Source organism: Streptomyces sp. NPDC087844, assembly GCF_044742785.1.
In the GTDB taxonomy this organism is placed as follows: domain Bacteria; phylum Actinomycetota; class Actinomycetes; order Streptomycetales; family Streptomycetaceae; genus Streptomyces.
On record NZ_JBIUVD010000007.1, the window covers coordinates 174,213 to 186,874 of the forward strand.

At 69.9% G+C, this 12,662-nt stretch carries 11 protein-coding genes; 6 read left to right on the plus strand and 5 right to left on the minus strand.

The window, feature by feature from the left end; translation table 11 throughout:
• Nucleotides 1–2: 2 nt before the first annotated feature.
• The 4 genes from ACIOKD_RS16725 to ACIOKD_RS16740 are packed head-to-tail and all read right to left on the minus strand — an operon-like array spanning nt 3 to nt 3,449.
• Nucleotides 3–971, minus strand: coding sequence for an NADH-quinone oxidoreductase subunit H (locus ACIOKD_RS16725; RefSeq protein WP_402083938.1), 969 nt, complete (start codon nt 969–971; stop codon nt 3–5).
• Nucleotides 968–2,353 carry an NADH-quinone oxidoreductase subunit C gene (locus tag ACIOKD_RS16730; protein ID WP_402083940.1) on the minus strand — a complete coding sequence of 462 codons (1,386 nt, stop codon included), beginning with the start codon at nt 2,351–2,353 and terminating at the stop codon, nt 968–970. The genes ACIOKD_RS16725 and ACIOKD_RS16730 overlap by 4 nt, the downstream gene beginning before the upstream one ends.
• A complete protein-coding gene (locus ACIOKD_RS16735; protein ID WP_402083943.1) occupies nt 2,350–3,009 on the minus strand; it encodes an NADH-quinone oxidoreductase subunit B in 660 nt (219 codons plus the stop codon). Before ACIOKD_RS16735 ends, ACIOKD_RS16730 begins: the two co-directional genes overlap by 4 nt.
• The gene (locus tag ACIOKD_RS16740; protein ID WP_373465922.1) at nt 3,000–3,449 is read right to left on the minus strand and encodes an NADH-quinone oxidoreductase subunit A; all 450 of its coding nucleotides are present in this window, start codon (nt 3,447–3,449) and stop codon (nt 3,000–3,002) included. The genes ACIOKD_RS16735 and ACIOKD_RS16740 overlap by 10 nt, the downstream gene beginning before the upstream one ends.
• A gap of 387 nt (nt 3,450–3,836) precedes the next feature.
• Between ACIOKD_RS16740 and ACIOKD_RS16745 the strand changes: the two genes are divergently transcribed.
• The 5 genes from ACIOKD_RS16745 (at nt 3,837) to ACIOKD_RS16765 (ending at nt 11,102) form a co-directional block, all read left to right on the plus strand.
• A complete protein-coding gene (locus ACIOKD_RS16745) occupies nt 3,837–5,045 on the plus strand; it encodes a sensor histidine kinase (RefSeq protein ID WP_402083946.1) in 1,209 nt (402 codons plus the stop codon).
• A 255-nt stretch (nt 5,046–5,300) separates the two neighbouring features.
• A complete protein-coding gene (locus tag ACIOKD_RS16750; RefSeq protein ID WP_402083949.1) occupies nt 5,301–6,659 on the plus strand; it encodes a sensor histidine kinase in 1,359 nt (452 codons plus the stop codon).
• A gap of 367 nt (nt 6,660–7,026) precedes the next feature.
• Nucleotides 7,027–7,698, plus strand: coding sequence for a response regulator transcription factor (locus ACIOKD_RS16755; protein ID WP_362775111.1), 672 nt, complete (start codon nt 7,027–7,029; stop codon nt 7,696–7,698).
• A gap of 385 nt (nt 7,699–8,083) precedes the next feature.
• The gene (locus ACIOKD_RS16760; protein ID WP_402083953.1) at nt 8,084–10,015 is read left to right on the plus strand and encodes a 2-oxoacid:acceptor oxidoreductase subunit alpha; all 1,932 of its coding nucleotides are present in this window, start codon (nt 8,084–8,086) and stop codon (nt 10,013–10,015) included.
• Nucleotides 10,008–11,102: a 2-oxoacid:ferredoxin oxidoreductase subunit beta gene (locus ACIOKD_RS16765; protein WP_402083956.1), complete on the plus strand. Its 1,095-nt coding sequence runs from the start codon at nt 10,008–10,010 to the stop codon at nt 11,100–11,102. Before ACIOKD_RS16760 ends, ACIOKD_RS16765 begins: the two co-directional genes overlap by 8 nt.
• Before the next feature lie 131 nt (nt 11,103–11,233).
• Here the strand turns inward: ACIOKD_RS16765 and ACIOKD_RS16770 are convergent, their stop codons facing one another.
• Complete coding sequence (locus tag ACIOKD_RS16770; RefSeq protein ID WP_402084335.1) at nt 11,234–11,569, minus strand: winged helix-turn-helix transcriptional regulator; 336 nt, start codon at nt 11,567–11,569, stop codon at nt 11,234–11,236.
• 227 nt (nt 11,570–11,796) lie between these two features.
• Between ACIOKD_RS16770 and ACIOKD_RS16775 the strand changes: the two genes are divergently transcribed.
• Entirely contained in the window at nt 11,797–12,651 is an 855-nt protein-coding gene (locus ACIOKD_RS16775) for an SDR family oxidoreductase (protein WP_402083958.1), read from the plus strand.
• Nucleotides 12,652–12,662 lie beyond the last annotated feature (11 nt).

Consider the following 12,662-nt stretch of genomic DNA (forward strand, 5'->3'; position numbering starts at 1 on the left):
GGTTACGCGATCACCACCTTGACGATGCCGGTGAGGGCGATCTGGGCGAGGGAGAGGGGGACGAGGAGGGTCCAGGCGAGTTTCTGGAGCTGGTCCTCGCGCAGGCGGGGGTAGGTGACGCGCAGCCAGATGACGATGAAGGCGAGGACGGCAGCCTTCAGCAGGGTCCAGACCCAGCCGAGGCCGTCGGCGCCCCACGGGCCGTGCCAGCCGCCCAGGAAGAGCACGGTGGTCAGGCCGCACAGAACGACGATTCCGGCGTACTCGGCGAGGAGGAACAGGGCGAAGCGCAGGCCGGTGTACTCCGTGTAGGCGCCGAAGATGATCTCCGAGTCGGCGACCGGCATGTCGAAGGGCGGGCGCTGGAGTTCGGCGAGGCCCGCCACGAAGAAGACGATCGCGCCGACGATCTGCCAGGGCAGCCACCACCACTCGAAGGCGTCGACGATGCCGGGGAGGGAGACCGTGCCTGCCGCCATGGCGACCGAGGCGGCGGTCAGCAGCATCGGGAGTTCGTACGCGAGGAGCTGGGCGGCGGTGCGCAGACCGCCGAGAAGGGAGAACTTGTTGGCCGAGGCCCAGCCCGCCATGAGCGAGCCGAGGACGCTGACGCCCATCACGGCGAGGACGAAGAAGATGCCCGCGTCGACGGTCTCGCCGACCGCGCCCTCGCCCGGGCCGATCGGGATGACGAGGAGGACCATGAGGTACGGGAGGAGAGCCACGGCGGGGGCGAGCTGGAAGATACGGCGGTCCGCGCCTGCCGGGACCACGTCTTCCTTCTGGGCGAACTTCACGCCGTCCGCGACGAGCTGGGCCCAGCCGTGGAAACCGCCCGCGTACATGGGGCCGAGGCGGCCCTGCATATGGGCCATCACCTTGTGCTCGGCCTGACCGACGAGCAGGGGGAACGTCAGGAACACGACGAAGACGACGAGGAGTCGCAGGGCGACGTCGAGCGCGTCGTTCACTGCGCGCCTCCTGTGGGGCTCTCAGGATCGCCGGGGCCGTCGGAGCTGCCGGAGCCGACGGAGCCGCCGGAGCCGCCGCGATCGTCAGGGTCAGGGGCAGGGTCAGGGGCAGGGGCAGGGGCAGGGGCAGCTTGCCCGGGTTCCTTGGGCGCCGGGACATCCCCGGACTCCGGGGTCGCCTCGGACCGCGGCTTCGGATCCGGCTTCGGATCCGGCTTCGGATCCGGCTTTGGATCCGGCTTTGGATCCGGCTCGCCGGGCTGTGGCTCGCCGGGTTGTGGCTTCGATGGTGGTACGGGCTCGTCGAAGGCCGGGCGGGCCTGGTGCCACGGGGCATCCGAACCGCGTGACGCTGCGGGCGCCTTCCGTTCGGTGGGCGCCTTGGGCTCGGTCGGAGTGGTCGGCTCGGCCGACGCCGTGGGTGTGGGTGTGGTCGTGGCCGAAACCGTTGGTGGCGGTGGCGCGTCCGGCGTGGGGACGGTGGGCCGTGCTCCCGTGCCGACAGCCCCGGACTCCGGCCCCGGCACGGACTCCGCCGAGGTGGGCGTCGTCGTCTGGCTCGCCGAGCCGCCGGCCGCCGTGCGGGTCCGTCGTGCCGGGCGGTCACCGGTCGCGGCGGGTGCGCCCGCCGCTCCCCTCGCACCCGCCGCGCGGCCCGCGCCTCGGGCCGGGCGGGCGGGGGCCGGGGGGAGCTGGCCCTTGAGGGGGCCCCACTCGTTCGGGTCGGGGACACCCGGCGGAAGCATCTGGCGGCGTTTCGGGCCGCCGTGCTCCGACTCCCCCGGCTCCTTCGCGCCAGGCCAGGCCTTCGCCACGCGGGCCGCCAGGACGAAGTCCTTGCGGAGGGGGTGGCCCTCGAAGCCCTCGGGCAGGAGGAGCGGGTCCAGGCCGGGGTGGCCCTCGAAGGTGACGCCGAACATCTCGTGGGTCTCGCGTTCGTGCCAGGCGGCGCCCGCGTAGACCTCGACGGCGGAGGGAAGGACGGGTGCGGAGTGCGGGACCGTCGTGCGGACGAGGAGACGGCGTACCGGGGCCAGCGCCACGACATGGGCCGAGACGCGGAAACCTCGGCCCGGTTTCGTGCCGGGTTCCGCACCCGGTTCCGTATCCCGTTCCGCACCGGATTCCGTGCCGGAAGCCGCGCCGGATGCAGTGCCGGATGCGGTGCCGGATGCGGTGCCGGATGCAGTGCCTGGTTCGTCTACGGCGCTCAGCCAGTCGAAGTAGGTGCAGCCCAGAGCGTCCCGCGCACTCTGCAGGGAGGCGAGCCAGGACTGCGGGGGCACGTCGACCGTCAGTAGCTCGTACGACTCCTCGGCCGTGGCGTCGGGGCCGAAGAGTTCCTCCACGGGAGCGGGGAGCCATCCGGTCGTCCCGGTCATCGGGCGTCCCCCTGGGTCGGCGGCTGGACGAGGCCGCTCTGCAGCGCGGCCGCGGAGGGGCGGCCTGCGCCGGAGGACCCGTACCGCTCCCCCAGCGACTCCCGGGCGATCTTCTCCTGGAGCTTGAGGATGCCCTGGAGCAGCGCCTCCGGGCGGGGCGGGCAGCCCGGTACGTACACGTCGACCGGGATGATCTGGTCGACGCCCTTCGTCACGGAGTACGAGTCCCAGTACGGGCCGCCGCAGTTCGAGCAGGCACCGAAGGAGATGACGTACTTCGGCTCGGGCATCTGTTCGTACAGGCGCTTCACGGCCGGGGCCATCTTGTCCGTGACCGTGCCGGAGACCACCATCAGGTCGGCCTGGCGCGGGCCCGGGGCGAACGGGATGACACCGAGGCGGATGAAGTCGTGACGGGCCATCGACGCCGCGATGAACTCGATCGCGCAGCAGGCGAGTCCGAAGTTGAAGACCCAGAGCGAGTAGCGGCGGCCCCAGTTCAGGACCACCTTCATCGGCTCGGGGGCCAGCCGGGCGAGCGCGCCCAGCCGCATTGGCTCCGGCAGCAGCACCGGCTCGGCGGCCGAGGCGGCCGAGGACGTCGACGAGGTTGCGGACGTCGACGGGGTCGAGGCGGCCGTGGGGGTCACGTCCATGTGAGGACGCCCTTCTTGTATGCGTACAGCAGACCGACGGCCAGGAAGCCCAGGAAGATGAACATCTCCACGAGCGTCGCCGCGCCGTAGCCCGGCGCGGCGAAGACCGTCGCCCAGGGGAAGAGGAAGATCGAGTCGACGGCGAAGATCACGTAGAGGAAGGCGTAGACGTAGTAGCGGACCTGGGTGTGGGCCCAGCCCTCGCCGACGGGGTCGACTCCGCACTCGTACGTCATGAGCTTCTCGGGGGTCGGGACGACGGGCCGCAGCAGGCGGCCCGCTCCGAAGGCGACGGCGACGAACAGCACGCCGACCACGGCGAGCAGCCCGACGACCGAGTAGGACTGGAAGTAGTCCGCCGCGAGAGGGGTACCGGTGGCCGCGGTACCGGCTCCGGTTCCCGTGGTTCCGGTCGCCGCGACCATGGTCGGTTCCGGCACGTCCGCCCCTCGCTCCCTGGCCTGGAAGACCTCGTGTGACCTGGTGTGACCTGGTGTGATCTCGCACCACAAGCCCGTACGAGTACGTACAGCGGGCCCGTACGAGTACGTACGAGTCCGTAGGACCACGCGTGCGCCTGGCCCGTAGGACCACGCGTGCGCCTGCGTGTGCGCCGTGCGATGCGCCGCGTTCGACGATCTGTACGCACCGGAGTCTAGGGCCTGCTAAAGAGACCGTAAGCAGCCCGTCACGGTTAGGCATGGTGCAGTTGTGTTCCCGGGCGGCGGTCCAGGAGGGCTGGAGCCGCCGATGGTGGGGTTTTCCCCCGGAGACGGAGGCGGCCCACCTCATGGCGCCGCGGGCCGCGGTTCGACAAGGTGGCGCCTATGACCGAACGCATTGTGGCCGTCGACACCCTGGGCATCGGCACCGACAGGCCGCCACCCCCGCGCTTCGCCTACGACCGGCACACCTGGAAGGAGATCTCGCATCTCCTGGCCAACTTGCCGTCGTCCATCTTCGGGTTCGTCTACGTCGTCACCGTGCTGTTCCTGGGAGCCGGGCTGACGGTGACGGTGATCGGGTTGCCGGTACTGGCGTTGGGGCTCCTTGGCGCGCGTCAGATCGGGAAGTTCGAGCGGATGCGGGCCAGGGGCCTGCTCGGGGTACGGATCGACGAGCCGAGCCCCCTGCCGTTGCGCGGGCGGGGCGGGTTCTTCGGCTGGTTGTGGATGGCCTTGAAGGATCCGGTCGGCTGGCGGACGGTGCTCTACGAGTTCATGCGGCTGCCGTGGAGCATCGCCACCTTCACCCTCACCCTCACGTCGTTGTTCGTGCTGTGGCCGGTGCTGCCGTTCATCGCGCGCGGCCTCGCCAACGCCGACCGGGCCATGGTGCGCGCCCTGCTGTCGCCCTCCGACGAACTGGAACAGCGGATCGCCGAACTGGAGTCGGACCGGGGTGTGGTCGTCGACACGGCCGCGGCCGACCTGCGGCGCATCGAGCGGGACCTGCACGACGGGGCGCAGGCCCGGCTGGTGAACCTCGCGATGGGGCTCGGCCTGGCGAAGGAGAAGCTGCTGGAGGGACAGGCCGACGAGACCGTCGCCGCCATGGTCGACGAGGCGCACGGCGAGGTGAAACTGGCGTTGCAGGAACTGCGGGACCTGGCACGCGGTATCCACCCCGCGGTCCTCACCGACCGCGGTCTGGACGCCGCGCTGTCCTCGGTCGGCGCCCGCTGCACGGTGCCGGTGAAGGTGACGGCCGACCTGCCGGCCCGCCCGGCCGCGGCCATCGAGGGCATCGCGTACTTCACCGTCTCCGAGCTCCTGCAGAACGTCAGCAAGCACAGCGGTGCGCGGTCCGCCTCGGTCGACGTGTGGCGTTCGGAGAACCGCCTGCTCATTCAGGTCTGGGACGACGGCCGCGGTGGCGCCTCCCTCGACGGTGGTACGGGGATGGCGGGGCTCGCGGACCGGCTCGGCGCGGTGGACGGTCTGTTCATCATCGACTCGCCGGTCGGCGGGCCGACGACGATCACGGCGGAGCTGCCTTGGCGGGACCGGACGGAGGGCGCCGGAGGAAAGCACTGATCTCCGGACTCGCCTCGGGAGGGCGACGCCCCCGACCGCCGCGGAATGAGGGCGCGTTCGGGGGCGCACGCGCGTGTGCGGCCGGGGCGGCCGGGGTGGCGGGGCGGCCGTTCGCCGGGGTGGGGAAAACCCCCGGGCCGAGACGCCGACGCGCTCCATGTTCTGGGGGCGCCGCGCGCAGCACAGTGGAGTTACACCAGCGGACGAAGCAGCTGACGAACCACAGCAGCTGACGAACAGGAACGGACGGCGGCCATGACCACGGAGTACGGACAGGGATACGGGTGGGACGACGGCCCCGGATTCCGGGGAGAGGGCACCGGGGAGCGGTGGCACCGGCTCCCCACCGCGCTGCGGGCGCCGATCGAGCCCCGCAGCCTGCGTGAGTTCGCCTATCTGATGCTGAGCCTGCCGATCAGCATCTTCATGTTCACCTTCGCCGTGACGATGATGTCGCTCGGCGCGGGCCTGCTGATCACCTTCCTCGGCGTCCCGGTACTCGCCGCGGGACTCGCGGGCTGCCGCGGACTCGGCGCGCTGGAACGCGGGCGCGCCCGCGCCCTGCTGGGCCTCGATGTCGCCGCGCCGGAGCCGCTGCGGATGCGCAAGCAGGGCCCGATGGGGTGGATGGGGGCCACGCTGAAGAGCGGCGCGTCCTGGCGCCACCTCGTCTACACGGTCATCCACTTCCCGTGGGCCGTGTTCGCCTTCTCCGTCGCCATCACCCTCTGGACGACCGGCTGGACGCTGCTGACGTACCCGCTGTGGTTCTGGGTCTTCCCGATGCACGGCGGCCAGGACGGCCTGCAGCTGTACGGGGACGAGGGGCACCGGGTCTACCTGGACAACCCCTTCGAGATCACCGTCACCGCGCTGGTCGGGCTGCTGCTCACGCTGGCGACGCCGTGGATCGTACGGGCGCTGACCTTGGTGGACCGGCTTCTCGTGGGCGGGCTGCTGGGCCCTTCGACGCTGGCCACCCGCGTGGTGGAGCTGGAGTCGGACCGGGGTGTCGTGGTCGACACGGCGGCGGCCGACCTGCGGCGTATCGAGCGCGACCTGCACGACGGGGCGCAGGCCCGGCTGGTGGCGCTGGCGATGGATCTGGGCCTCGCGAAGGAGAAGCTGACGGAGGATCCGGAAGAGGCGGCGCGGATGGTGGGCGAGGCGCACGGTGAGGTGAAGACGGCGCTTCAGGAACTGCGGGATCTCGCCCGCGGGATTCATCCCGCCGTGCTGACCGACCGCGGGCTGGACGCGGCGCTGTCCTCGGTCGCCTCCCGGTGCACCGTGCCCGTGCACGTCGAGGTCGATCTGCCGGCTCGGCCGGCGCCTGCCATCGAGGGGATCGCGTACTTCACGGTGTCCGAACTGCTGCAGAACATCAGCAAGCACTCGCGGGCCACGCGGGCGACGGTCGATGTCTGGCGGATCGAGAACCGGCTGATGCTTCAGGTCGTCGACAACGGGGTCGGGGGGGCCGATGCCGGGGCGGGGTCCGGGCTCGCGGGGCTTGCCGGGCGGCTCGACTCGGTGGACGGCATTCTCGTGGTCGATTCGCCTGTGGCGGGGCCCACTCGGGTGACCGCGGAGTTGCCCTGGCGGGCGGCCTGAGGTTTTCGCTCCGCGGGCCGGCGGGTTCTTCTTCCCCGGTCCCGCCCCTTCCCGGAACCGGGGGTTTCGCCCTCGGCCCCCCGCCCCGCCTCCGCCCCCGCCCCCGCCTCCTGAAGCGAAAGGATTGCGCAGTTCCCCGCGCCCCTGGAAGAGGGCGCGGGTAACTGCGCGACCAGCCACGGCGCACCCGCGGACGACAGCGGCCCCGGGCCGGCTTCTCCTGGAGTCGGGTCGCGACCCCCCTGCCGCCTGGAAACATGCCGCGCACGGGTCCCGATGCTGGGATGCTGGGGGCTGACGTATGTGCGGGGCGTGGGCGGGGATCGACCCGGTGCGCGGTCCTGGACGGGCTGGGGGGCCGAGAATCGTGGAGGACAGAGTGCGCGTGGTCATCGCCGAGGATTCAGTGCTGCTGCGGGAGGGCCTGACCCGGTTGCTGACCGACCGCGGGCACGAGGTGATCGCAGGCGTCGGGGACGGGGAGGCGCTGATCAAGACGATCACGGAGTTCGCGGCGCAGGACGCGCTGCCGGACGTCGTGGTCGCGGACGTCCGGATGCCGCCGACCCACACCGACGAAGGTGTGAAGGCGGCCGTGCAGTTGCGCAAGCAGCACCCGGGGCTCGGCGTCCTGGTGCTGTCGCAGTACGTGGAGGAGCAGTACGCCACCGAACTGCTGGCCGGTTCCAGCACCGGCGTCGGCTATCTCCTCAAGGACCGGGTAGCCGAAGTGAGGGAATTCGTGGACGCGGTCGTCCGCGTGGCCCGCGGCGGCACCGCTCTCGACCCCGAGGTCGTCGCGCAGTTGCTCGGGCGCAGCCGGAAGCAGGACGTCCTCGTGCGGCTCACCCCGCGCGAGCGGGAGGTCCTGGGACTGATGGCCGAGGGGCGGACGAACTCCGCGGTCGCCCGGCAGCTCGTGGTCAGCGACGGCGCGGTCGAGAAGCACGTGAGCAACATCTTCATGAAACTGGGCCTGTCCCAGAGCGACGGGGACCACCGGCGCGTTCTAGCGGTCCTCACCTATCTGAAGTCCTGACCCAGAAGTCCTGACCTACCCGAAGTCCCGATCCACCTGAAGCCCTGAAGTCCCGATCCACCTGAAGCCCTGAAGCCATGATCCACCCGAAGTCCTGATCACCTGATCACCTGATGCATTGAAAGCTGACACTGTGCCAGGGGGCTGTGTCGGGGATTTAGCACGGTCCGAGTGTGAGAACCGAGAATGTGTACGGAGCGTCTTCACAGCTAACTCCGGGGGGCGGATCAATTGTGGCAAAACAGGATGTACGACAGTCCCGAAACGGCGTCCGTCATGAGAGCTTCCCGGGGCGGGCACCCCTCCCCGACGTAGGGTTGGGCCCGAAGTGGAGGCCTGCGGGAGGGCCTCACCCGGACAGCCGCCTCGAAGGAGGTTCACTTCAGTGACCAGTCAGGTCAGCAGTCCAGCTGAGCAGGCCGACGGAGCCGTCGTAGGAGAACAGCGCAAACCGGCGGGTGACAAGGACGTACGCCGGCTCGATCGGGTGATCATCCGGTTCGCGGGGGACTCGGGTGACGGTATGCAGCTCACCGGAGACCGCTTCACCTCCGAGACGGCATCGTTCGGGAACGACCTTTCGACACTGCCGAACTTCCCCGCCGAGATCCGTGCGCCCGCAGGAACACTGCCGGGCGTTTCTTCTTTCCAGCTGCATTTCGCCGACCACGACATCCTCACCCCGGGCGACGCGCCCAACGTCCTGGTGGCGATGAACCCGGCCGCCCTGAAGGCGAACATCGCCGACGTTCCGCGCGGCGCGGAGATCATCGTCAACACGGACGAGTTCACCAAACGGGCGATGTCGAAGGTCGGGTACGCGGCCAACCCGCTGGAGGACGGTTCGCTGGACGGGTTCTCCGTCCACCCCGTGCCGCTCACCACGCTGACCGTCGAGGCGCTCAAGTCGTTCGACCTGTCCCGCAAGGAGGCCGAGCGCAGCAAGAACATGTTCGCGCTGGGCCTGCTGTCGTGGATGTACCACCGGCCGACCGAGGGCACCGAGAAGTTTTTGCGGACCAAGTTCGCCAAGAAGCCCGCCATCGCGGCGGCGAACATCGCCGCCTTCCGGGCGGGGTGGAACTTCGGCGAGACGACCGAGGACTTCGCCGTCTCGTACGAGATCGCCCCCGCCACCGCGGCCTTCCCGACGGGCACCTATCGCAATATCTCCGGGAACCTGGCGCTGTCCTACGGGTTGATCGCCGCCTCCCGGCAGGCCGACCTGCCGTTGTACCTGGGCTCGTATCCGATCACGCCCGCCTCCGACATCCTGCACGAGCTGAGCAAGCACAAGAACTTCGGTGTGCGGACCTTCCAGGCCGAGGACGAGATCGCCGGGATCGGGGCGGCGCTGGGCGCGGCCTTCGGCGGCTCGCTGGCGGTGACCACGACGTCCGGTCCCGGCGTGGCGCTCAAGAGCGAGACGATCGGGCTGGCGGTGTCGTTGGAGCTGCCGTTGCTGGTGATCGACATCCAGCGCGGCGGGCCTTCGACCGGGCTGCCGACCAAGACCGAGCAGGCCGACCTGCTCCAGGCGATGTACGGGCGCAACGGCGAGGCCCCGGTGCCGATCGTGGCCCCCCGCACGCCCGCCGACTGTTTCGACGCGGCCGTCGAGGCGGCCCGGATCGCACTCTCGTACCGCACGCCGGTGCTGCTGCTCTCGGACGGCTACCTGGCCAACGGTTCGGAGCCGTGGCGGATCCCGGAGACCGACGAACTTCCCGATCTGCGGGTGCAGTTCGCGCAGGGACCCAACCACACGCTGGACGACGGCACCGAGGTCTTCTGGCCGTACAAGCGCGACCCCAAGACCCTGGCCCGTCCATGGGCGATCCCTGGCACGCCCGGCCTCGAACACCGCATCGGCGGCATCGAGAAGCAGGACGGCACGGGCAACATCTCGTACGACCCGGCCAACCACGACTTCATGGTCCGTACGCGGCAGGCGAAGATCGACGGCATCGACGTACCGGATGTGGAGGTCGACGACCTCACCGGGGACGCGGACACGTTGGTACTCGGCTGGGGTTCGACCTACGGACCGATCACCGCGGCGGTACGCCGACTGCGCGCGGCCGGGGAGCACATCGCGCAGGCCCACCTGCGTCACCTCAACCCCTTCCCGCGGAATCTCGGCGCCGTGCTGAGGCGTTACGACAAAGTGGTCATCCCCGAGATGAACCTCGGTCAGCTGGCCACGCTCGTCCGGGCGAAGTACCTGGTGGACGCCCACTCGTACAACCAGGTGAACGGCATGCCGTTCAAGGCTGAGCAGCTCGCCACGGCTCTCAAGGAGGCCATCGATGGCTGAGACGACCACGGAAGGCTCGGGCACGATCGAGGCGCTCACTCTGGTGCCCAAAGCCGAGGCCAAGCAGTCCATGAAGGACTTCAAGTCCGATCAGGAAGTGCGCTGGTGCCCCGGCTGCGGCGACTACGCGATCCTCGCCGCCGTACAGGGCTTCATGCCCGAACTCGGCCTGGCGAAGGAGAACATCGTCTTCGTCTCGGGCATCGGGTGCTCATCCCGCTTCCCGTACTACATGAACACGTACGGGATGCACTCCATCCACGGCCGCGCGCCCGCCATCGCGACCGGACTCGCCTCGTCACGGCAGGACCTGTCGGTGTGGGTCGTCACCGGTGACGGGGACGCGCTGTCCATCGGCGGCAACCACCTGATCCACGCGCTGCGGCGGAACGTGAACCTGAAGATCCTGCTGTTCAACAACCGGATCTACGGGCTCACCAAGGGCCAGTACTCCCCGACCTCCGAGGTCGGGAAGATCACGAAGTCCACGCCGATGGGCTCGCTCGACGCGCCCTTCAACCCGGTGTCGCTGGCGATCGGCGCGGAGGCGTCGTTCGTGGCGCGGACCGTGGACTCCGACCGCAAGCACCTCACCGAGGTCCTGCGGCAGGCGGCGGCCCACCCGGGCACGGCCCTCGTCGAGATCTACCAGAACTGCAACATCTTCAACGACGGCGCCTTCGAGGTCCTCAAGGACAGGCAGCAGGCCGAGGAGGCGGTGATCCGCCTGGAGCACGGGCGGCCGATCCGCTTCGGCGCTCCGCTGGAGGACGGTCTCGGTGCGAAAGGCGTCGTGCGCGACGCGGTGACCGGGGATCTGAGGGTCGTCACCGTCACTCCGGAGAACGAGTCGCTGATCCTGGTCCACGACGCGCACTCCGCTTCGCCGACGACGGCGTTCGCGCTGTCCCGGCTCGCCGATCCGGACACGCTGCATCACACGCCGATCGGTGTGCTGCGGGCCGTGGACCGGGCGGTCTATGACACGCAGATGGCCGATCAGCTCGACTCCGCCATCGAGCAGAACGGCAAAGGGGATCTGTCCGCGCTGCTCACCGGCGGGGATGCCTGGACGGTCGTGGGCTGACCGCCGCACTGAGAAGGCGGTGTTTCGTCTGCTCCGTGCAGCGGGTGCGTCGTGGCTGGTCGCGCCCACGCGGCGGAGCCGCGGAGTGACACGGCCCCGCGCAACTTCGGGGCGAGGCCCGGTCGTCGTGCTTACGACCGGGCCTCGTCGTACGCCTGCCTGGCCTTCTCCACCGCGTCCATCCGCTGCTCGGTCCACAGCGCCAGGGCCCGCACCTGTTCGGCGGCCTCCCGGCCCAGGTCGGTCAGGGAGTAGTCGACGCGCGGAGGGATGACCGGCTTGGCGTCGCGGTGTACGAGGCCGTCGCGTTCCAGGGTCTGCAGGGTCTGGGTGAGCATCTTCTCGCTGACCCTGCCGATCGCCCGGCGCAGCTCGCTGAAGCGGTACGGACGCTCCCTGAGCTCGATCAGGACGAGAACGCCCCAGCGACTGGTGAGGTGCTCCAGGACGAGGCGGTACGGACACATCCCCTCGCCGGTGAAGTACTTGCTCACCACCGGACTCACTGCCGGACTGTCTCCTGCCGGGCTGTCCACGGCCGGACTGTTCACTGCCGGAGTGTTCACTGCCGGAGTGTTCACTGCCAATGCGCTTACCGTCATGGAGGTACCTTACTTCAAAGTGGGTACTTTCCCAGAGTTAGTGCAGCTCCTATGGTGAGTGCGTACCCACCCCACAAGGAGTTGCTTCCACCATGAGCATTGTCGTCACCGGAGCCACCGGACACCTCGGCAAGCACGTCATCGAGGGACTGCTGGAGAAGGTTCCGGCCGACCAGGTCGTCGCCGTCGTCCGCAGCAAGGAGAAGGCTGCGGACCTCGCCGCCCGCGGCGTGCGTATCGCGGTCGCCGACTACAACGCTCCCGAGACGTTCGACAGCGTCTTCTCCGCCGGCGACCGGGTGCTGCTCGTCTCCGGCAACGAGTTCGGCAAGGGCCGCGTCGCCCAGCACAAGGTCGTGCTCGACGCCGCCAAGGCCGCCGGAGTCGCGCTCTTCGCGTACACCAGCGCCCCCGGCACCCTGACCGCCGCGCTGGCCGACGACCACCGGGGCACCGAGGCGGCCATCCTGGAGTCCGGTGTGACGTACGCCCTGCTGCGCAACGGCTGGTACAACGAGAACTACACCGAGAACCTGGCCCCCGTCCTCGAACACGGCGCCGTCGTCCAGGCAGCCGGCGAGGGCCGGATCTCCACCGCCTCCCGGGCGGACTACGCGGCCGCCGCCGTGGCCGTGCTGACCGGTGAGGGCCACGAGAACCAGACGTACGAACTGGGCGGCGACACCACCTTCAGCTTCGCCGAGTACGCCGCCGCGGTGTCGCAGGCGTCCGGCAAGGAGATCGCGTACAACGCCGTGCCCGCCGAGACGTACAAGGGCATCCTGACCGGCGCCGGCCTGCCCGCGCCGTTCGCCGAGATCCTGGCCGGCGTGGACGAGTCCATCGAGAAGGGCGAGCTGATCGTCAGCACGGGCGACCTCTCCCGGCTGACCGGCCGTCCGACCACGCCGATCGCGGAGTCGGTCGCGGCGGCACTCAAGGGCTGAGGCCCCGGTCC

What these genes read in the sequence shown, in the direction of transcription:
- ACIOKD_RS16730 (WP_402083940.1), bottom strand. Translation starts at nt 2,353, where the DNA reads ATGACCGGGACGACCGGATGGCTCCCCGCTCCCGTGGAGGAACTCTTC.
- ACIOKD_RS16735 (WP_402083943.1), bottom strand. Translation starts at nt 3,009, where the DNA reads ATGGACGTGACCCCCACGGCCGCCTCGACCCCGTCGACGTCCGCAACC.
- ACIOKD_RS16745 (WP_402083946.1), top strand. Translation starts at nt 3,837, where the DNA reads ATGACCGAACGCATTGTGGCCGTCGACACCCTGGGCATCGGCACCGAC.
- ACIOKD_RS16750 (WP_402083949.1), top strand. Translation starts at nt 5,301, where the DNA reads ATGACCACGGAGTACGGACAGGGATACGGGTGGGACGACGGCCCCGGA.
- ACIOKD_RS16765 (WP_402083956.1), top strand. Translation starts at nt 10,008, where the DNA reads ATGGCTGAGACGACCACGGAAGGCTCGGGCACGATCGAGGCGCTCACT.
- ACIOKD_RS16770 (WP_402084335.1), bottom strand. Translation starts at nt 11,569, where the DNA reads ATGTGTCCGTACCGCCTCGTCCTGGAGCACCTCACCAGTCGCTGGGGC.
- ACIOKD_RS16775 (WP_402083958.1), top strand. Translation starts at nt 11,797, where the DNA reads ATGAGCATTGTCGTCACCGGAGCCACCGGACACCTCGGCAAGCACGTC.